At 65.8% G+C, this 20,118-nt stretch carries 19 protein-coding genes; 11 read left to right on the top strand and 8 right to left on the bottom strand.

The window, feature by feature from the left end; translation table 11 throughout:
* Positions 1–170: 170 nt before the first annotated feature.
* Together AC1DPX_RS12760 and AC1DPX_RS12755 are read left to right on the top strand one after the other, a co-directional pair.
* Positions 171–449, top strand: coding sequence for a hypothetical protein (locus AC1DPX_RS12760; RefSeq protein WP_202358714.1), 279 nt, complete (start codon positions 171–173; stop codon positions 447–449).
* 120 nt (positions 450–569) lie between these two features.
* On the top strand, positions 570–1,862 hold the full coding sequence (locus AC1DPX_RS12755) for an RsmB/NOP family class I SAM-dependent RNA methyltransferase (protein WP_477237037.1): 1,293 nt from the start codon (positions 570–572) through the stop codon (positions 1,860–1,862).
* Here AC1DPX_RS12755 and AC1DPX_RS12750 read toward each other — a convergent pair.
* Complete coding sequence (locus AC1DPX_RS12750; protein ID WP_477237035.1) at positions 1,859–3,901, bottom strand: YgiQ family radical SAM protein; 2,043 nt, start codon at positions 3,899–3,901, stop codon at positions 1,859–1,861. The two genes, AC1DPX_RS12755 and AC1DPX_RS12750, sit on opposite strands and share 4 nt — an antisense overlap.
* Positions 3,902–3,956: 55 nt before the next feature.
* Entirely contained in the window at positions 3,957–4,931 is a 975-nt protein-coding gene (locus AC1DPX_RS12745) for a nucleoside hydrolase (protein ID WP_202358717.1), read from the bottom strand.
* Positions 4,932–5,377: 446 nt separating this feature from the next.
* Between AC1DPX_RS12745 and AC1DPX_RS12740 the strand changes: the two genes are divergently transcribed.
* The gene (locus tag AC1DPX_RS12740; RefSeq protein WP_477237033.1) at positions 5,378–6,529 is read left to right on the top strand and encodes a hypothetical protein; all 1,152 of its coding nucleotides are present in this window, start codon (positions 5,378–5,380) and stop codon (positions 6,527–6,529) included.
* Positions 6,530–6,563: 34 nt separating this feature from the next.
* A complete protein-coding gene (locus tag AC1DPX_RS12735; protein ID WP_477237031.1) occupies positions 6,564–7,337 on the top strand; it encodes a hypothetical protein in 774 nt (257 codons plus the stop codon).
* 66 nt (positions 7,338–7,403) lie between these two features.
* Here the strand turns inward: AC1DPX_RS12735 and AC1DPX_RS12730 are convergent, their stop codons facing one another.
* Positions 7,404–9,050, bottom strand: a complete 1,647-nt coding sequence (locus AC1DPX_RS12730) for an acyl-CoA synthetase (RefSeq protein ID WP_477237029.1) — start codon at positions 9,048–9,050, stop codon at positions 7,404–7,406.
* 165 nt (positions 9,051–9,215) lie between these two features.
* On the opposite strand from AC1DPX_RS12730, the gene AC1DPX_RS12725 reads away from it, so the two are divergent.
* Entirely contained in the window at positions 9,216–10,772 is a 1,557-nt protein-coding gene (locus AC1DPX_RS12725) for a serine hydrolase (RefSeq protein WP_477237027.1), read from the top strand.
* Between the two features lie 61 nt (positions 10,773–10,833).
* Here the strand turns inward: AC1DPX_RS12725 and AC1DPX_RS12720 are convergent, their stop codons facing one another.
* The 3 genes from AC1DPX_RS12720 to AC1DPX_RS12710 all read right to left on the bottom strand — a co-directional run bounded on the left by AC1DPX_RS12720 (position 10,834) and on the right by AC1DPX_RS12710 (position 13,822).
* The gene (locus AC1DPX_RS12720; RefSeq protein WP_477237025.1) at positions 10,834–11,793 is read right to left on the bottom strand and encodes a DMT family transporter; all 960 of its coding nucleotides are present in this window, start codon (positions 11,791–11,793) and stop codon (positions 10,834–10,836) included.
* Between the two features lie 12 nt (positions 11,794–11,805).
* The gene (locus AC1DPX_RS12715; protein ID WP_477237023.1) at positions 11,806–12,741 is read right to left on the bottom strand and encodes a hypothetical protein; all 936 of its coding nucleotides are present in this window, start codon (positions 12,739–12,741) and stop codon (positions 11,806–11,808) included.
* A 187-nt stretch (positions 12,742–12,928) separates the two neighbouring features.
* Entirely contained in the window at positions 12,929–13,822 is an 894-nt protein-coding gene (locus AC1DPX_RS12710; RefSeq protein ID WP_477237021.1) for a LysR family transcriptional regulator, read from the bottom strand.
* Positions 13,823–13,925: 103 nt separating this feature from the next.
* On the opposite strand from AC1DPX_RS12710, the gene AC1DPX_RS12705 reads away from it, so the two are divergent.
* The 3 genes from AC1DPX_RS12705 to AC1DPX_RS12695 are packed head-to-tail and all read left to right on the top strand — an operon-like array spanning position 13,926 to position 15,823.
* Positions 13,926–14,675, top strand: coding sequence for an SDR family oxidoreductase (locus tag AC1DPX_RS12705; RefSeq protein WP_477237019.1), 750 nt, complete (start codon positions 13,926–13,928; stop codon positions 14,673–14,675).
* An 8-nt stretch (positions 14,676–14,683) separates the two neighbouring features.
* The gene (locus tag AC1DPX_RS12700) at positions 14,684–15,580 is read left to right on the top strand and encodes an SDR family oxidoreductase (RefSeq protein WP_477237017.1); all 897 of its coding nucleotides are present in this window, start codon (positions 14,684–14,686) and stop codon (positions 15,578–15,580) included.
* A 30-nt stretch (positions 15,581–15,610) separates the two neighbouring features.
* Positions 15,611–15,823 (top strand): tautomerase family protein, encoded by a 213-nt coding sequence (locus tag AC1DPX_RS12695; RefSeq protein ID WP_477237015.1) that lies wholly within the window; start codon positions 15,611–15,613, stop codon positions 15,821–15,823.
* A gap of 228 nt (positions 15,824–16,051) precedes the next feature.
* On the opposite strand, the gene gcvA is transcribed toward AC1DPX_RS12695, so the two are convergent.
* Positions 16,052–16,963 (bottom strand): transcriptional regulator GcvA, encoded by a 912-nt coding sequence (gcvA, locus tag AC1DPX_RS12690; RefSeq protein WP_477237013.1) that lies wholly within the window; start codon positions 16,961–16,963, stop codon positions 16,052–16,054.
* A gap of 212 nt (positions 16,964–17,175) precedes the next feature.
* Between gcvA and AC1DPX_RS12685 the strand changes: the two genes are divergently transcribed.
* The 3 genes from AC1DPX_RS12685 to AC1DPX_RS12675 all read left to right on the top strand — a co-directional run bounded on the left by AC1DPX_RS12685 (position 17,176) and on the right by AC1DPX_RS12675 (position 19,482).
* Complete coding sequence (locus tag AC1DPX_RS12685; RefSeq protein WP_477237011.1) at positions 17,176–17,358, top strand: DUF1127 domain-containing protein; 183 nt, start codon at positions 17,176–17,178, stop codon at positions 17,356–17,358.
* A complete protein-coding gene (locus tag AC1DPX_RS12680) occupies positions 17,355–18,245 on the top strand; it encodes an NmrA family NAD(P)-binding protein (protein ID WP_477237009.1) in 891 nt (296 codons plus the stop codon). The genes AC1DPX_RS12685 and AC1DPX_RS12680 overlap by 4 nt, the downstream gene beginning before the upstream one ends.
* Before the next feature lie 142 nt (positions 18,246–18,387).
* On the top strand, positions 18,388–19,482 hold the full coding sequence (locus AC1DPX_RS12675; RefSeq protein ID WP_477237007.1) for a KamA family radical SAM protein: 1,095 nt from the start codon (positions 18,388–18,390) through the stop codon (positions 19,480–19,482).
* A gap of 9 nt (positions 19,483–19,491) precedes the next feature.
* On the opposite strand, the gene AC1DPX_RS12670 is transcribed toward AC1DPX_RS12675, so the two are convergent.
* Entirely contained in the window at positions 19,492–20,097 is a 606-nt protein-coding gene (locus AC1DPX_RS12670) for a 4'-phosphopantetheinyl transferase family protein (RefSeq protein ID WP_477237005.1), read from the bottom strand.
* Positions 20,098–20,118 lie beyond the last annotated feature (21 nt).

The following is a 20,118-nucleotide window of genomic DNA, read 5'->3' as shown; positions in this document are numbered from 1 at the left end:
CTGCGAGTGCTGTTTTGCCGATGATGAAAACGGCGCCATGCGATGCGTTTCCGGGCAGCCTTTGCGGGTTTAACGCCCGCTATCACTTCTCGGCAGCCACAAGTCGCCAATCCGCTTCCGGCCCATAGCGGTCACTCTGGGATCGGATGGAGACTGAGTGCCCGTCGATCTTGCCGCTCGGCATCTTCGGCAATTCCGTTATGAAATCGATCCGCCACGAACAAAACTTGAATCACCCCTTCTGCCTGACCAACCGCTCCAGCGCATCCATGATCAGGTCGCAGAACATCGCATGGTCGAGCTTCAACGCCAGGGGTGTGGCGGAAGTCCGCCTGCTCGCTTGCCGTGCCGCCGATATGGCGCATGCTGCCCGTTTTCTCGAAGCGCGTGATCGCTCTGGACGCCCTGATATCGAGGATGAACTGGCCATCGGGCCGCCGATAGCCTGATGGCAGGCGGCCACGCGCGACCAATAGTCAGGAGCCGTTCTGTCGACTATATAGGCGTTTTTTCAGCCTGATCGCCGTTCCGTGACCCCTGCCACTCGTCTACAAGCCATCCTCGAACTAATGCATGAAGTCGATAGTGTTCCGCGTCCCGCGGATGCTGTCGTCTCGGCCTGGTTTCGCGCCCGTCGCTATATCGGCGACAAGGACCGCGGTCGGATCCTGGAGCTGCTCTACGCGCTTCTGCGACATCATGCGCGGCTTGGCTGGTGGCTGGTCAAGCATGGACGCGAGGACATGCCTCGCAACCGGCTGCTCGCATGGCTCACGCTGAAGGAAGGCAAGACGCCCGATCAGATCGAACGCTTGTTCGACGGCGCGAAATACGCGCCTGCCGTCCTGATGGATCACGAGCACGCGCTGCTGGTCAAATTGCAGGGATGCACGATCGACCATCCCGGCATGCCGGAGGAGGTGCGCCTTGAATGTCCGTCCTGGGCGGCCGATCCGCTGCGGCGTCGTTTCAAGGAAGCGTTCGGGCAGGAGATGGCCGCGCTTCTGATGCCGGCGCCGCTTGACCTGCGCGTCAATCCGATCAAGTCGACGCGCGAGGCGATGCTTCGCGCGTTGAAGGATTTCGGCTTGCCGGCGCAGCCGTCGGTGCTGGCTCCTCACGGCATTCGCGTGCATGAGCGCCCCTCTTTGGCGCGCCTGCCGATGCTGAAAAGCGGCGAGGTCGAGATCCAGGATGAGGGCTCGCAGCTTGTCGCCATGCTGGTCGATGCCCGGCCGGGCGAGCGCGTGGTCGATTTCTGCGCCGGGGCCGGCGGCAAGACATTGGCTATCGCCGCGCAGATGAACAACAAGGGCCATGTCGTCGCCTGCGACGTCATGGAAGGCCGCTTGAAGCGCGGCGCCGAGCGCTTTCGGCGGGCAGGGCTGCACAATATCGAGACGCGGCTTCTGGCCAGCGAAACGGATCGGTGGATCAAGCGACGCAAGGCTGGTTTCGATCGCGTGCTGGTGGACGCGCCATGCAGCGGCACCGGCACGTGGCGACGCAATCCTGATGCGCGCTGGCGCGCGGCCGAGCAGCAGGGGCTGGACAATCTCGTGTCGTTGCAAGCCCGGATCCTGGCGAGCGCGGCGCGTCTGGTGAAGCCCGGCGGGCGGCTGGTCTACGCGACATGCTCCATGCTTTCCGAGGAGAATGAGGAGCAGGTGGCCGCTTTCCTTGGCGCACACCCGGCTTTTCGTGCAGTGCCGCTGCGCGAGGCCGCGCCACAGCTGACGAATTCAGCCCATGCCGACTATCTGTCGCTGACGCCCGCACGCCATGATACCGACGGTTTTTTCGCCGCCGTGATGCAGCGAGAAGGCACGCTCCCGGCCGAGCGCGCGCCGATAGCGCGCTAGCGGCTCAGCTTCTTTGGGAAGGGCACGCCCTTGGTGGTGAAGCTCTGCCCTTTGCCGATGGGGCGCATGGGGCGCTTCGTGCCGGCAGCCTTGCCGGTTCCGGGTGGCTGGTGGGCAGGCACGAGCTGGTCGGGGCGAGGGCCGATAAGGTCGGCGCGGCCCATCTCCTTCAGGGCTTCGCGCAGCAGCGGCCAATTGTCGGGATCGTGGTAGCGCAGGAATGCCTTGTGCAGCCGGCGCTGCCGGCCGCCGCGAACGGTCTCGACCTTGTCGGTCGCGCCGCGCCGCACGCCCTTCAGCGTGTTGACGCCGGTATGGTACATGGCCGTCGCGGTGGCCATGGGCGAGGGCAGGAAGGTCTGCACCTGGTCGGCGCGGTAGCGGTTCTTCTTCAGCCAGATGGCCAGCTGCAGCATGTCCTCGTCGGTCGTGCCGGGATGGGCGGCGATGAAATACGGAATGAGGTAGTATTTCTTGCCGGCTTCCTTGGCCGCGGCGTCGAACATCTCCTTGAAGCGGTCATAGGTGCCGATGCCGGGCTTCATCATCTTGTCGAGCGGCCCACGCTCGGTGTGCTCGGGCGCGATCTTGAGGTAGCCGCCGACGTGGTGGGTCACCAGTTCCTTGACATATTCGGGGCTCGTGACGGCCAGGTCATAACGCACGCCGGAGGCGACCATCACCTTCTTGACGCCCTTGACCTCGCGGACCTTTCGGTAGAGCCGGATCAGGTCGTCATGCGAGGTGTTGAGGTTGGGGCAGATGTCGGGAAACACGCAGGACGGCAGGCGGCAGGCCGCCTCGATCTTGGGGTCCTTGCAGGCCATCCGGTACATGTTGGCGGTCGGCCCGCCAATATCGGAGATCACGCCGGTGAAGCCCGGCGTCTTGTCGCGGATCTTCTCGATCTCGCGCAGGATCGAGCCCTCGGAGCGGTTCTGGATGATGCGGCCTTCGTGCTCGGTGATCGAGCAGAACGTGCAGCCGCCGAAGCAGCCGCGCATCACCGTCACCGAGAACTTGATCATGTCCCAGGCGGGGATCTTCGCATCGCCATAGGACGGGTGCGGCGCACGCGCGTAGGGCAGGTCGTAGACGGCGTCCATCTCGTCTGATGTCAGCGGGATGGGCGGCGGGTTGAGCCACAGGTCGCGGTCGCCATGGCGCTGGACGAGCGGGCGGGCATTGCCGGGGTTGGCCTCGCGATGCAGCACGCGCGAGGCGCGGGCATAGGCATCGCGATCGCCCTCGACCTGCTCGAAGGAGGGCAGCCGGATCACGGTGTCGCCGGGCTTGCGGGTCGCGCCCTCGTCGGCGGAATCGAGATCGTCGGCATGGAGTTCGGTGAAGTGCTCGGGCACGCGGCGGAACAGGGCGACGCCCCTGATGGAGTCGAGCTGACGTGGCGTGTCGCCTGCGGCGAGCCGGTTCGCCACCTCGACGACGGCGCGCTCGGCATTGCCGTAGATCAAGAGGTCGGCCTTGGCATCGGCCAGGATCGAGCGGCGCACCTTGTCGGACCAGTAGTCGTAATGGGCGATGCGGCGCAGCGAGGCTTCGATGCCGCCCAGCACCAGCGGCACGTCCTTGTAGGCCTCGCGGCAGCGCTGCGTATAGACGATCGTGCAGCGGTCCGGCCGCTTGCCGCCGTCACCGCCCGCCGTATAGGCGTCGTCATGGCGCAGCTTGCGGTCCGAGGTGTAGCGGTTGACCATGGAATCGAGGTTGCCCCCGGTGATGCCGAAGAACAGCCTCGGCCTGCCCAGCGCCTTGAACGGCTCCGCCGACTGCCAGTCGGGCTGCGAGATGATGCCGACGCGAAAACCCTGGGATTCGAGCAGGCGGCCGATGATCGCCATGCCGAAGCTCGGATGATCGACATAGGCGTCGCCCGTGACCAGCACGATATCGCATTCGTCCCAACCGAGCGCCGTCATCTCGGCGCGGCTCATCGGCAGGAACGGCGCCGTCCGTCCGGCATGGGGCCGGTGGACGGATAGCGGAATGATGTCTCTTTGGGCGCTGGCTATGGTTTCCATTGGCGACGTATAGGCCGCCGCCAGCTCGAATTCAATGAACCTTGACCAGGGCTCTTCACCCCAACCCGCGCGTTAGCCGCTCCAATGCGTCCACGATCAGATCGCAGAACTTCGCATGATCGAGCTTCATCGCCACGGTGTGGCGGAAATCGGTCTGCTCGCTCGCCGTGCCGCCGAAATGGCGCATGCCGCCCATTTTCTCGAAATTGCAGACGGTCATGCCCTTGGTCCAGCGGCCGGCGATTTCGACGCGGATGTCGGCCTTTTCCGTGGTGAAGACGGTTGGATCGATCATCGCGGCGACGCAGCATGCGTCATGGATGGCCGGATATTCGATCTGCAGCAGGCCGCCATGGGTGGTGGCGATGAATTCCCAGATATCGAGGATGAACTTGGCCATCGGGCCGCCGACGGCGCGCACCCTGTCCTGCAGGTCGGGGGTGGCCAGCGCCTGGTGGGTGAGGTCGAGCCCCACCATGGTGACGTCCCAATTGGCGCGGAACACCACGTCGGCGGCTTCCGGGTCGCCATAGATATTGAACTCCGCCGCCGGCGTGATGTTGCCGCGCGTGTAGGCACCACCCATGGCGACGACCTTCTTCACCCGCCCGACGATGCGCGGGTCCTTGCGCACGGCAAGCGCGATGTTGGTGTAAGGGCCGACCGGCACAAGCGTCACCGTCTTCGGCTCATGCGCCATGACGGTGTCGATGATGAAGTCGACGGCATGCCGCCCGTCGAGCTCGAACGAGGCTGGCGGCAGAACGGGGCCGTCGAGCCCTGTTTCGCCGTGGATCTCGACGGCCAGCACCTGATCGATGATCAGCGGCCCGGGAGAGCCCTTGGCCACCGGCACCTTGATGCCATAGGCGGTGCAGACGGACAACGCATTGCGCGTGGTGTTCTCGACATTGTGGTTGCCCGAAACCGTCGTGATGCCGAGGAGATCGATCTTCGGGTTGCCGGCCGCGAGCAGGATGGCGATGGCGTCATCATGCCCTGGGTCGCAGTCCAGGATGATCTTTTCCATGTTGGGCACCTCCCTTGCCGGCCGAACCTCCTGGCACAAGAGGCTGGCGCGCCCGAGCAGTCAAGGTTTTGGTGCTCGACCACTCCAGGGGCGAACCTGCTCCCTGCGCCGGGGCAGGATGTCTTGCGTGGAGACCGCTTGATGATGCCGACCGTTGCCGATTCAAACCGAGCCGTCCTTGCCGTATCAAGCAGGGGAAGCTTCATTCGTTCGTTCGAATGACAACAAGCAGGGAAATAGGAGGTAGCGTCCGGGTGACGCGGCATCCAGCGCCGTGGCTCGAACTAAGTGGAGAATACGATCGCGGTGAGGGTCGCGCCAGGTGAGGTCAGGTGATGAATCATTTGCAGGGTACCAGGTCCAAATGTCCGCGCCTTGACTTCACCTTTACCAAGCGACGGCCTTCGCTTTTTCTTCAGGGGACACCTGGCGGCGGGCGAAACGCCATGCTGCCGGCCGTTTCGTCAATCCTCATCCTGCTGTCGGCATTTCCAGCAAATAGCCAGCTGGCGCCGGACGCGACCGCGACTGCCGCGGCCAATGGCCATTCGCCGATCGCAGTTTCGGAGCGCGCCGATCTCGCGAAAGAACCGGACAAGATGCAGCCAGGCGCGGCCGGATCCGGCACTTCCAATCCGGCGCCCGGCGAGGATGAGCAGGCCTTGCGCCGCGAATTGGCCGCGGCACGGGCCGAGTTGGCCAGGCAGGCGCAGGCCTTGAAAGAGCAGCAGCAGACGGACGAAGCGCTCACGCTCAATCTGGAGACGGCGCAGCGCGCCATCGAAAATTTCAGGGCGGAAGCCAGCCTCCTGGACAGCAAAGGCACGATGCCTGAAGCGCCTCCCGCCACGGATGCATCCCAGCCTGCGGCGACGCAGGCACTGGATGAGGAGCGCCATAAGGTGGAGCGCCTGGAACGGGAACTCGCCACGGCCCGCCAGACGATCGATACGCTCAAGACAGGCGCAAATCTGGCTATCGCGGAGCAGGCCAAGGCCGTGAGGGACCGGCAAGCGGCCGACGCCGCTTCGACGCAGGCGCTTGATGAGGAGCGCCATAAGGTCGAACTCCTGGAACAGGAACTCGCCACGGCCCGTCAGGCGATCGATGTGCTAAAGACAGGCGCAAATCTGGCCGCAGCGGAGCAGGCCAAGACGATGAAGGACCGGCAAGCGGCCGACGCCGTTTCGAACCAGGCTCGCAATGCGCTCGAACTGGAACGCCGACGAGCCGATTCAGCCATGCGTGACCTCGACAGTGCTCGTAGGGAAAGCGACGCCTTGAAGCGGAGCTCGATGGATTTGAGCGCGGCGCTGGACCAGGAGCGTGAAAGAGCCAACGGCCTGGCACGCAGCCTCAGTGCCGCTCGCGAACAGATATACAGCGCCAGGGAAAAACGTCGGACCGCGGCCGTGGTTCGCCCATCCAAAGGCCCCAGGAGCGCACTCGCGCGTTCGCTGCCGCGTTCGGCCGCAGCCCAAAACCCGGGCTTGCCGAAAAAACGGAAGGTGAAGGGTCCAAAGTCGCCGCAACCAGTCATGCTGGCAACCATCACTCTTCCCCCCGCATTGCTGCCGGTCCGACCACTTTCGCAGTGAAAGACAGGTGAGCGAAAGGCATGGCGCACGGAGGATGACGGTGAAAAAATATGTCGCTGCCGCGTTGACGATCGGTATCGCGATCGGGCCTGCCTCGGCTCTCGATGTAGGCGGCAAGGTCGGCGGTCTCGGGCTCGGTGCTGGAGTGAGCGCCGGTTCGCAAGGCGCATCCGTGGGCGTGGGCGCGAGCGTCGGCGGTGTCGGCGGCGCCAATGTCGGCGCTTCGGTCGGCGCGGGCAATGGATCAGTCAGCGCGGGCGTCAGTGCCGGCGGCAACGTCGGCACCACGGGCGGAGGCCTTTCGACAGGTGTCGGCCTGGGCGCCGACCCGTCCGCCGAAACCGGATCGGCTGCCGCTCCTGGTGGTTCGGCCGCCACGGCAGCCAGTGGTTCTGCCACGACAGGCACTGGCTCCGCAACGACAGCCGCTGCCCCGGCAGCAACCGCCTCTGCCAGGACCGCCAGGCAATCGATTGTCCTCCCGGCCGTCCTCAGGCCCTCCAAAGCCGGTCAGGGCGACCTCACCAGGGGATATCCTTTTGCACCCCTGGAAGCACTGAAAGCGAAACCCGGTACGCCGCCCGCGGTCGTGCAAGCCTGCCGCGCGGCGATCCTATCCGCTGCCAAGCCGCTTGGCGCCGTCCGTGTCCGCGCGGTCAGCGCGGGCGTCCTGCGTCAACGCGGAGGTGCGCTGACGGCCCCGATCAAGGTGCGAATAGACTATGCAGGACGCAGCGGCGTCGAGGTCCGGCAAGCGCAAGTCGGCTGCCGGCTTAATGCGGCGGGCAGGGTCATTGCGGTCATATAGTAGGAACCTGCAACAGGCCGCACGGCGCTCCACCGCTGCCCGAGCCGGTCCGGTATGAGCCGACCGCTACCCCTTGCGCTTCTCCACCTCCGCCTTCCTCAGCAGGAACCGCTGGATCTTGCCGCTCGGCGTCTTCGGCAATTCGGCGACGAAATCGATCTCGCGCGGATAGGCGTGGGCGGAGAGCCGTTTGCGGACGTGCTGCGCCAACTCCTCGGCGAGTTCCGGGCTGCCCTGGTAGGCGGAGCCCAGGATGACGAAGGCCTTGACGATTTCGGTGCGCTGCGGGTCGGGCACGCCGACCACGGCCGCCTCGTTGACCGCGGGGTGTTCGATGAGCGCGCTTTCGACATCGAACGGGCCGATGCGGTAGCCGGACGAGGTGATGACATCGTCGGCGCGGCCGATGAAGGAGACCGAGCCGTCGGGCTCGTATTCCACCGTGTCGCCGGTGCGGTAATAGCCGCCCGCGATCGCCGGCGTCTCGGCCTGGTGATAGCCGTCGAACCAGCGCAGCGGTGAATTGGCGATGTCGACGGCAAGGATGCCGGGCTGGTTGGGGCCGAGTTCGTTGCCTTCGTCGTCCAGCACCACCATGCGGTAGCCCGGCATGGCAAAGCCGGCGGAGCCCGCGCGCACAGTATGTGAAAGCCCATGATGGTTGTTGACCATCATGCCGTTTTCGGTCTGGCCGTAATGATCGTGGATGGGCGCATTGAGGTGAGCGTCGAACCAGCGGATGACTTCCGGGTTGAGCGGCTCGCCGGCGCTGCTCACAACACGCAGCCGGCCCTTGATGCGGGCGGCGGCCTCGGGCCCTTCGGCGAGCAGCAGGCGGAAGGCGGTGGGCGAGCCGGCAAGGCTGGTGACGCCGAGCCGCTCGATGATTTCGTAGGTGCTTCTCGCCGTGAAGGCACCCTCGTTGAAGGTGGTGGCGATGCCGAGCATCAGGGGCCCCGTGATGGCGTAATAGAGGCCGTAGGCCCAGCCGGGATCGGCGATGTTCCAGAAGACGTCGTCGGGGCGCAGCCCGATGGCGTCACGCATATAGGCGCCGAAGGCGAGCAGCGCGCTGAGCGGCACCGGCACGCCTTTGGGCAGGCCCGTCGTGCCCGATGTCGACATCATCATGAACAGGTCGTCGCCCTTGCGCATGACGGGTTCGCAATCGGGCGAGGCAGAGGCAAGGGCGGCGCGGAAGTCGATGTCGCCTTGGGGCAAGGCATCGCCGGGGCCGAGAATAGTCGCCACGCGCGGGCAGTTCTCGATCTCGTCGAGCTTGCCGCGATTGGCCGGATTGGTCACCACCAGCCTGGCGCCGCTGTAGCCGAGGCGGTGTTCGATCGCCTTCGGGCCGAAGGCGGTGAACAGCGGCTGGTAGACGGCGCCGATGCGCCATGTGCCGAGGATAAGCGCTATGAGCTCGGGAATGCGCGGCAGCATGCCGGCGACGACATCGCCGGGGCCGACGCCAACATCCCTGAGCAGGTTGGCGACGCGGCCCGACATATCAGCCAGGTCGTCGAAGCTGAATTCGCGTAACGCGCCGCCGGCGGAGATCGCGCGCAGCGCCAGCCGGTTCTGACCGGTGTAACGGCCGCAGCATTCGACATAGGCGTTGATGCCGGTCGCCGGGTCGCCGTCGAGCCTGGCGATCTCATCCTCGATGCGAAAGGCCGCAACGGCGTCCTCATAGCGCGGCAAGCCGGTCATGTCAGTCCTCCCTGGCGGCGCCCATCTCCCCATGGAGCGCCATCATCCGTCAGATTGCCTGAAATCGTTGTGATGGTCGATTGCGACGAAGGTGGGGGCAGGCATTGGCCTCGTCCGCACCGGCCTGTATCATGGCCGGGTGAATGCAGGACAGGAGGCTCGGGCATGCGGCTGGATCGGAACCTCTGCCATTGGCGACTCTGGACCTTCATCGCCGTCCTGGCGCTTTGGCCGCAGGCGGCGCCTGCCGACACCATCACGCCCGAGCGCATCGCCGCTGCCCTGCCGAAGCTCGAAGCGCTCGCCGAAGCCGTGGTCAAGGACGGTGGCGTTCCCGGTCTCGCCATCGCGGTGGTGCATGGCGATGACGTGGTCTTCCTCAGAGGTTTCGGCCATCGCGAGGCCGGCAAGCCGGAGGCGGTCGACGCCGACACGGTGTTCCAGATCGCCTCGCTTTCCAAGCCGGTCTCCGCCACCGTCGTGGCGGCGCTGGTCAGCGACGGGATCGTGTCCTGGGATTCGAAGATCGCCGACCTCGATCCGGCCTTCCGGCTGGCCGACCCCTATCCGACCAGCCAACTCACCATCCGCGACCTGTTTTCGCACCGCAGCGGACTGCCCGGCACCGCCGGAGACGACCTCGAGGACATAGGCTACGACCGCGCCGAGATCCTGCATCGCCTGCGCTTCGTGCAGCCATCGTCGAGCTTCCGTGCCGGCTACTCCTACAGCAATTTCGGACTGACCGAGGGCGCCGTCGCGGCCGCCATGCCGACTGGCAAGCCCTGGGAGGAGGTCGCCGAGGAGAAGCTCTACCGTCCGCTTGGCATGGCCTCGACCAGTTCGCGTCATTCGGACTTCGTCAAGCGCGCCGATCGTGCCGCGCTGCACATCATGGTCGATGGCGCCTGGGCCGCCAGGATAGAGCGCAATCCGGACGCGCAGGCGCCCGCCGGCGGCGTCAGCTCCACCGCGCGCGATCTCTCGCAATGGGTGCGCCTCATCCTCGGCAACGGGGTCTATGCCGGCAGGACGCTGATATCAGCCGATGCGTTGGATCAGACGCATGTGCCGCTGATGACACGCGGCAAGAACCCTGTCTCCGGCGGCGAATCCTTCTACGGCCTCGGCTGGAATGTCGAATTCGGCAGGCATGGGCTGAGCTGGGGCCATGCCGGCGCCTTCAGCGTCGGCGCACGCACGCTGGTGACGATCTTCCCGCGGGAGAAGCTTGGCATCGTCATCATCGCCAACGCCTTCCCGACAGGCGTGCCGGAAGGGCTGTCCGACAGTTTTGCCGACCTCGTTTTCGAGGGGACGGTCCAGAAAGACTGGGTCAAGGCATGGAACGGCATCTATGCCGGAATGTTCGGCCCGGCGGTCGACGCGGCCAAGGCCACCTATGCCGCGCCGCCATCTCCGGCAAGGCCGGCCCGTCCGGCAAACGCCTATGCCGGCCGCTACACCAACGACTTCTTCGGCAATGCTACCGTGGCGAATGCGGGAGAGGGGCTTGTGCTCAAGGTCGGCCCGACCGGCGCCCGGTCCTATTCCCTGGCGCATTTCGACGGCGACCTTTTCCTGACCTTCCCCGATGCCGAGACACCGGACAGGCCAACCGGCGTGAGCTTCGTCGTCGGCCCCGACGGCAAGGCATCGGCCATGACCATAGGCTTCCTCGACGACAATCATCTCGGCACGCTGCGGCGGGTGGGTGACTAGGGGCTGACGGGGGCAACAAGCGGCGGCCGGCCGCACGTCTTGTGCCGCACTTGCAAGATTTCTACGCCACGCGTGGTTGAGCTGATCTGGGTTTGACCACGGTGGCGAGTATGATGCCGACGACAATGAAGGCCGCACCGACCAGATCGTAATCGTGCAAGTCCTCGCCGAGCAGCAGATAGGCGAGCATGGCGACGAACACCGTCTGCAGGTAGAGCAGCATGCTCGCCCGGCTCGCGCCGAGCGTTTCCACGCTCTTGTTGTAGAGATAGTACATCAAGGCACCGCCCGGACCTGCCAGATAGGTGAGCGCGAGAATGCTGTGGACGTTCATGGCGGAGCGTTCGTCGTTGAACAATTCCCACATATGGAAAGGCAAGGCGACCAGCGCACCGGCGCCGAGCAGCAGCACGACCATCGGCAGGAGTTCGATGCCGAATTTGGCACGGCGCAAAAGCACGGTGTAGAGGCCCCAGCAGAACGCGCTGCCGACAATCCAGAGCTCGCCGGCGTTGAACTTGAGTTGCAGCAGGGCCGTCAGGTTCCCGTGGGCAACGATGAAAATCATCCCGGCGAGCGCAACCAGCGCGCCAAGCGACTTCCACAGCCCGAGCGGTTCGCCAAGCACGAGACGGGCGAGCACCATCGTCATGACCGGCGACAGCGCCATGATGATGCCGGCCGTGGTGGCGTCGGTGTCGTTGAGGCCATGGTAGATCATACCCTGGCATAGTGTGAGGCCGATCGCCCCCACGGCGACGACCTCCACGGCGCGCGTTCGCAAAAGCCCGATCATCGCGTCGTGATGGCGGTGCACAATCGGCAGCAGGATGGCGCAAGCAAGCGTCAGCCGCCAAAAGCAGAGGCCCCAGGGCGGCATTTCAGGCGCCACCCATTTGGCCGCGATATAGACACCAGCCGAAAGCAGCCAGCACAGGACGGCGGCGGGATAGCCGGTCACGGAGGATACGGGGCCGACTGCGGGTTGCGCGGCTTCATGCGCTATCGGCACTGCCTGCATGTCATGTCCTCCTCAGGACGCGGGGTTGAACTGGAGCAGCTTGAAGCAGTCGCCGCTGCCCGACTTCGCCTGCGACAACACCGGTTTCGACCGCTCGATCCATTCCTGCTGCGACCTGGCATCGGCCTCGATCGCAGTGACCGGGGCCGCGCCGACGAAGCCGCGGCCTTGGCTGAACAGCCAGCAGGCGCGGGCCAGATGCCGCCTGGAGCRCTGGCGCAGCAGGTCGGCATCGTAGAAGATGTCGAGCACCTCCTGCTTGACCCGGCGCTCCTTTTCAGGGGCGGCGACCGCTGTCTCCGCCGGATCGCCGCCGATCGTGTCGCGCAGGTCCTTGTAGTCGAGGGCGAGCTGGGTCGTGGCGTATTTGATCTCGCTCTCGTCGCGCACGATGTCGAACCACAGCCTGGAATCGAGCTCGTTGACGACGAAAGAGGATTCGAAATCGCGCGACAAGTTCAGCACCTCGAAGTCCGCGAGATCGACGTCGCGCTCGACCAGCAGGATCCTGGCCGCCTGTTTGCCGAGCTCTGTTCCCTGGAGGCTGACGGCGGTGTTCTTGCCGCCGAGATGGGGATCAAGATAGGGCCCGCCTTCATCCAAGAGCTCGTCGAATTCTTCCAGCGACTGCATTATAGGCGCGCCGCGGGCGATGCGCGCGGCGAGCTTGGCCAGGACCTGCTGCAGCTCCGTCTCGCGCCTGCGCTGGTCCTGATAGTTCTGCTGGAAGAAGAAGATGAACAGCGACACGCCGATGCCGATCAGGATCACGCCCAGCTGTGAAAAGATGTTGCGATAATATTCGAGCAGCTTTTCGCGATGGCGCACGTCGGTGCGCACGCTGTGGGCGACGCGAAGATTAACGATCAGCGACAGGATGAGCAGCCCGGCGCCGACCAGGATGAGGCCGCCGATGAGGAGGTAGCCGTGGCCCGTGCTGAAATCCATCCGCGTATCCCAAGACCCCAGACTGCGCAGAATAGAGCCATTTTGCTTCAATACCTACGGTTTCGTTGCTGATGGGGTCGATGGCGGCGAGGTGCCCATTGTGAGCAACGGATCGATGGCCGCATCCCTCTCTTTGTTTGACGCAATTCCGGACGGAAAACCGTTTCACGCTTTTCCTGGAATTGCTCTAAAGGTTCGCCTCGGCGAAGATGCGCGCGGCCCAGTCGAGGAAGACGCGCAGGCGCGGCGAGAGCTGGCGATTCTGCGGGTAGAGCGCCGACAAAGGTGTCGGCGAGGGCGGATAGCCGGCCAGCACCTCGACCAGCGTACCCTGAGCAAGGTCCTTCTCGAAGCGATAGCGCGGCGCCTGGATGAGGCCGAGGCCGAGCCGGGCGAGGTCCGCGGCGGTGTCGGAATTGTTGGCGGCGACGCGGGCCGGCAGCCTGATCTCGCGGGTCTTGCCGCCGACGGTGAATTCGAAGGGCAGCACCTCGCCGGTGCGCGACGAGACGAAGCCGACCGCTTGGTGGCCGTCAAGCGCGTCGGGGGAGGCTGGTATGCCGTGGCCAGAGAGATAGGCAGGGCTGGCGCATGTCATCTCGCGGATCATCCCCAGCCGGCGCATGATCATGCCGCTGTCGGGCGGCTCGCCGACGCGGATGACGCAATCGACGCCCTCGCGCACCAGGTCGACCAGCCGGTCGCTCTGGCCGATCTGCAGGTCAATGCGGGGAAAGCGGGCGAGGAATTCCGGCAGGCGCGGCAGCAGGAAGGTGCGGGTGAGCAGCGTGCTGGCGTCGATGCGCAGCAGGCCGAAGGGCTCGGCGTTGCGGAAGGCGGCCTCGGCATCCTCGATCTCGGCCAGGATCGACAGGCAGCGCCGGTAATAGGCCTCGCCGTCCTGCGTGGCGTTCACCTGCCGCGTCGTGCGCTCCAAAAGCCGCGCGCCGAGATGTTCTTCGAGCCGGCGGATCGCTTCCGTTGCGGTTGACCTGGGAAGGCCGAGATCGGCGGCGGCAGCGGTGAAACTGCGCCGCTCCAGCACGCGAACGAAGAGCCGCATCGTATCCAGGCGATCCATGCTCTTTGTTCGCAGTTTCCGAATAGTGATGTCAAGAGGCGGCCGATTATCCGGCGGATGGCTGCATCTATATCCGTGTCACCAGCAAAACGGAGCGACTTCCATGACAGACCGGCAGACAGACCCAACCAGAACCGCGATCGTGACCGGCGCCTCCAAGGGCATCGGTGCTGCGATCGCGCAGCGGCTTGCCCGCGACGGCATCGCCGTCGTCGTCAACTATGCGCGGGGCCAGGCCGAGGCCGAGGCGGTGGTCGGCGCGATCGAGGCCGAAGGCGGCAAGGCGATCGCCGTGCAGGCCGACATCGCCGACCCCGCAGGCATCGCCACACTGTTCGATGCCGGCGAGAAGGCGCTCGGCGGCGTCGACATATTGGTCAACAATGCCGGCATCATGAAGCTGTCGCCGATCGCGCAGACCGATGATGCTTCGTTCGACACGCAGATCGCGGTCAATCTCGGCGGCGTGTTCCGGGGCATGCGCGAAGGCGCAAAACGGCTTCGCGACGGTGGCCGCATCGTCAATTTCTCCTCGAGCGTCGTCGGCCTCTACCAGCCGGGTTACGGCGTCTATGCCGCCACCAAGGGGGCTGTCGAGGCGATGACGCATATCCTGGCCAAGGAGCTTGGCGCGCGCCGGATCACCGTCAACGCTGTGGCGCCTGGCCCGGTCGAGACCGCGCTGTTCATGGACGGCAAGAGCGCGGCGCAGATCGAGGCTACGGCCAAGATGATCCCGCTCGGCCGGCTCGGCCAGCCCGACGACATTGCCGGCGTGGTCGCGTTCCTGGCCGGGCCGGACAGCGGCTGGGTCAACGGACAGATCATCCGCGCCAATGGCGGCGTGATCTGAGGGAGGCAATGATGAAGCAGACAATCCTGATCACCGGCGCCTCCAGCGGCTTTGGCGCCATGACGGCGCGGGCGCTGGCGAGAGCTGGCCACACGGTCTATGCCTCGATGCGCGACCCCTCGGCGCGTGGCGGCGTGGCTGCGGCCGAGATGGAGACGCTTGCGCGGGACGAGAACGTTGCGCTCAGGCCGATCGCGCTCGACGTCACCTCGGACGCCTCTGCCGAAGCGGCGATCCAGCAGATCCTCGGCGAAGCCGGCCGGCTCGACGTGCTCATCCACAATGCCGGGCATATGGGGTTCGGGCCGGCCGAGGCGTTCTCGCCAGAGCAGCTGGCGCAGCTCTATGACGTCAATGTCGTCGGCCCACAGCGCGTCAACCGCGCGGCCCTGCCGCATATGCGCTCCCTCGGCCGAGGCCAGATGATCTGGGTCGGTTCGAGCAGCACGCGCGGCGGCACGCCTCCCTTCCTCGCGCCCTATTTCGCCGCCAAGGCCGGCATGGATGCGCTGGCGCAGAGCTATGCGCTGGAACTCGCCCGCTTCGGCATCGAAACGACCATCGTCGTGCCGGGCGCCTTCACCAAGGGCACAGAGCATTTCCACCACGCGGCGGCGCCCGCCGATGCCGGGCGCGCCGGCGCCTATTGGTCCGGCCCCTATGCCGGTGCCGACCAGCAGGCGCTGAAGGGGCTTGCGTCCCTGGAGCCGGCGGATGCCGATCCCGCCGCGGTCGCCGAGGCCATCGTCGAGCTCGTGGCGATGCCGCACGGCAGCCGTCCGCTGCGTGTCCATATCGACCCCTCTGACGATGGTGCTGCAATCGTCAACGGCGTTGCCGACCGCGTGCGCGCACAACTCCTGGAACGGATCGGCCTTGCCGACCTGCTCCATCCCAAAGCCTGAAACCCAACCTCAACAGAAAAGGAAACGATCATGCCATTCGCCAACATCAAGCTGCCGCAGGCCGCTCTCTCCAAGGCGCAGAAGGAAGACCTCATCCATCGGACCACAGCCATGTTCGTCGACTTTTTCGGCGAAGGCGTGCGGCCCACCACAATGGTGCTGGTGGAGGAGATCGCCGACGGCGGCTATGGCCGGGCCGACGAGGTGTTCGTCATACCTGAAGCCTATCGCGCGAAGGGGTAGGTGGGAGCGATCCCTTGACGCGGGCGACGGGGAGCGAGGAACCCAGATCCAGATAGGTCTGCGCCAGGACCCCCACCCGGACCTTCGGTCCGACCTCCCCACAAGGGGGAGGTAGGGAGCCTGCCTTTCCACGTCTCTATTAGTGCGGACGGGTGGGCACTTCCTCACCCTCCCCCTTGTGGGGAGGGTCGCTGCGCAGCAGCGGGGTGGGGGGCAGCGCGGCGCTGCTCACTCCCTCCTGGCCATCCCCACCCAGTCAGCCGCGACCTCGGCAAACAGCCAGTCGCGGAAGGCCCGGACCTTCTTCTGGCGCAGCGCGCCGTCGGGATAGACGAGGTGGTAGCTGGCCGCCGATCTCAGCGCCAGCTCGAAGGGACGCACCAGCCGCCCCGATGCCAGGTCGGCCGAGACCAGCGCGCTGCGGCCGAGCAGCACGCCTTCACCATGCACGGCAGCCTCGACGGCGAAGGTGGCGGAATCGAAGCGCACGCCGCGTTTGGGGTCGATGCCCTCGACGCCGGCCTCTCGCAGCCATGTCGCCCAGTCGATGCGAAAGGCATCGTGGATCAATTTGTGGTGCCTGAGGTCCCCGGGCACGCGCAGCGGATGTTCGCCGGCCAGCAGCTCCGGGCTGCAGACCGGGAAGACCTCCTCGTCGGCGAGAAATTCCGCCGTCACGCCGGTATAGCCGCCCTTGCCGTAGCGGATGGCGATGTCGATGCCGTCGCTAACGAAATCGGCCAGCACGCCCGAGGTCGCCAGCCGCACGTCGATATCGGCATTGGCGCGGTGGAAGCGATGCAGCCTCGGCACCAGCCAGCGGCCGGCGAAACCATCCGATGTGGAGACGTTCAGGATGCGCGTCGAGCGGTCGGGCGTGGCGGCGATGGTGGCGGCGGCGATCTGGTCCAGCGCCTTGCCGACCTCCACCGCGTAGGCCGCACCGACGGCGGTCAGGCGCACGGATCGCGTTCCCCGGTCGAAGAGCTGGATGCCGAGCCTGTCCTCGATGTTGCGGATGGCCCGGCTGACCGCGCCATGGGTGAGGTTGAGCTCCTCCGCCGCCCTGGAGAAGCTCAGATGCCTGGCGGCGGCGTCGAAGGCGGGCAAGGCGGTGAGTGGCGGCAGTCTGCGCGGCATGATCTCGACCTGTGAGCGTTGCTCACAAATCCTGAACAAAGAGTCGTTTGTCGTCCAGCCCGGAAATGCCCAATATCAGGGTGTACCGGCGCACAGACATCAAGTTTCCTTCCGTCGAAGCGCCTGATGACCAGACATAGTGTGAGCGATCGTCATGCTCGCCCCGTTGGGGCGGCACCGGCCGGCTTGCGCCCAGCGAACAGGAGACTGACATGACTTTGACCCTTGGACCTATCGGTGCCGCGATGACCGGCCTTGCCGTGCGCAGCACCGCAGCATTCGAGCGCCGCCGCGTGCTGCGCCGGATTTCCCGGCTCTCCGACCGTCGTTTGCAGGACATCGGCCTGGAGCGCGACTGGGACGGTTCCATCCTGCACAATGGGAGGGCGATATGACCAGCACCTTGATCATCGGCGCGACGGGGCTTCTGGGCAGCGAAATGGCGAAGGCCAGCGCGCGCAAGGGCGACAGCGTCCACGTCCTGGTTCGACCGGCAACGTCGGCCAATGAAGAGCGGATGCGTCCGCTCAAGGAATTGGGCGCCACGGTTCATGTCGGCGACCTCGACGACTATGACAGCCTCGTGCGCGCCGTCGGCAAGGCCGATCGCGTCGTCAGCTCGGTGCATGTCGGTTCGGCCAGCGAGATGGAACTGGTGCGCGCCGTGAAAGATGTCGGCGTCTCCCACTTCGTGCCGTCCGCCGGCTTCGGGCTCGACTTTGCCGCCGCCGCACCCGGCACGATCGCGCCGCTCGACATCAAGAGGGCCGTGTTCGATGCGGTGAGGGAGGCCGACCTGCCCTATACGTTGATCTACACCAACGGTTTCTTCTCGACCTGGGTGGCAACGCTGGGCGACCTGACGCGCTTCGGCTCGGCCGTGCTGCCGCCGGACGAGGTGACGCTCTATGGCCAGGGCAATGTGCCGGCGACCTTCGTCAGCGAGAAGGACATCGCCGCCGTCACCATGCGCGCGCTGGAGGATCCCAATGCCGTCCGCCGCGAAATCAGGATCGCGCAGAACAGGATCACGCAGGGCGCGATGATCGATCTCTGGCGCCGGGTCAGCGGCCGCTCGCCGCGTGTCGTGAATATGAGTGCGGAGCAACTGGAAGGGTTGATCGCGGCAGTCCCCGGCCTTGGATTGCTGCGGGCGTTCTGGATCCGTGGCGAGACCGCGCAGGAGACGGACACGCCGGAGGCGAGTGTGCTTTATCCGGAGTTGAAGTTTGAGACGATTGAGAGTGCTTTTGTGGCGATGGCCGAGAGGGGTGGGCGCTGACCTGGGGAAGGCTAGTGCCATACGACGCCCCCCTCTGTACTGGGGGCGCCGTAGAGTGCGGCTTGCGTCGTTGGCTTCCAGTGACGGTTGACCGCGCTGCTCATCCGGCCGATAGGTCCGCGCGACAACTCCGAGACCTGTTATGACCGACCTCAAAGATGCAACGCGCGCCCCCGACTGGCAGGACGATGTCCGCCAGGGCGTGCGCCATGTGCGCGATCTCGACCGGCTGCCGCTGTCGCCTGCCGAGCGCGCGGCCGCTCAAGCTGCCGCGGCCCTCCACAAGGTGCGCGCGCCAAAAGCCTATCTCGACCTGATCGACTGGACCGACCCGGCCGATCCGATCCGCGCGCAGGTGATCCCGTCACTGGGCGAACTGGACGAGGTGGAGGGCGAGCTTGGCGATCCGATCGCCGACCATGAGTTCAGTCCGGTGCCGCGACTGACGCATCGCCATGCCGACCGGGTGCTGTTGTTCCCGACCTATCAATGCGCGGTCTATTGCCGGTTCTGCTTCCGCAAGGAATCGCTGACCTCGATCGGCCGCGGCTACACGCGCGAGGCGCTGGAGCCGGCGCTGACCTATATCGCGGATCATCCCGAAATCCGCGAAGTGATCCTCACCGGTGGCGATCCCCTGTCGCTGCCGGACACAGCACTGGCCGAAATCCGCGCGCGCATCGAGGCCATTGCGCATGTGCGGCTCTTACGCATCCACACGCGCGTGCCTGTCGTGCTGCCGTCGCGCATCACATCCGGGCTGGTCGAAGCGCTGCAGGGGCGGCTGATGGTCACCGTCGTCACCCACTTCAACCATCCCCGCGAGATCACCGACGCGGCGGAAGCGGCATGCCGGACGATGCGGCAGGCGGGCTTCGTGCTGCTCAATCAGAGCGTTCTGCTGAAAGGTGTCAACGATACCGTCGAGGTGCTGGAAGAGCTCTGCCGCGAGCTGATGTACCGGCTCGGGGCAAAACCCTATTACCTGCACCATGGCGACCTCGCGCGCGGCATGGCGCACCGGCGCACCACGATCGCGCAGGGTCAGGCGCTGGTGGAAGCGCTGAGGGCACGCCTGTCGGGCATCTGCAATCCCGTCTATGTGCTCGACCTGCCGGAAGGCGGCGGCAAGGTGCCGCTCGGGCCGTGTCCTGTCGAGGCCCACGATGGGGATAACTGGCGGATACGCGGGCTGGATGGCGCGGTGAGGGACTATCGGGAGATCGTTGGGGAATAGGGCGGTGCGCTATTTCCCGGCAAACGCCAACACCACCACGCGCGGGGCGACGCAGTAGGCGAGGCTGACCTTGCGGCCGGTCTTCGTCGTCGCGCGGCCCGCGTCGAGGTCGACGGCGATATCCTCGTAGCCCAGCACCTCGCGATCGAGCGGATAGGCTGCCTTGTAGACCGCTTCCTTGGCGGCAAAGAGGATGCGGCCGGCAAGCCGCTGGTCCGCGGCGCCTGTGCGATCCGCGCCGGTTGCAACGATCGCGAAGATGTCGTCTGGCAGAGGCTGGGCGGGCTCGACGTCAATGCCAAGAGAGACGATACTGCCTACAGGCGCGACCGCCGCCACGGCCATGTCGTCGTCATGGGCAAGCGAGCCAATTGTCCTGTCCGGCCAGAGCGGGGCCCCGGATGGCGCGCGCGGGATGGCGACGTCCTTGACGCCGATATCGGCCAGCAGCCGGTGCGCGATCCAGCGGGCAGCCCCGCTGGCGCGCCGCATGGCCGGCTGGCGCGCGGAGATGGAACGCGCTTCCTCGGGCAGCAGATGGGCCTCGTCCGTGTCGCTGATTGCCCGGCATCCGGTCCGCACGCTCGCAGGCGCGATTGCCGCCATCGCTTCCATCAACGCGGCTTCAGGGGAGGG

Source organism: Mesorhizobium sp. 01N446, assembly GCF_056399285.1.
This window is presented reverse-complemented; position numbering and strand designations above follow the sequence as displayed.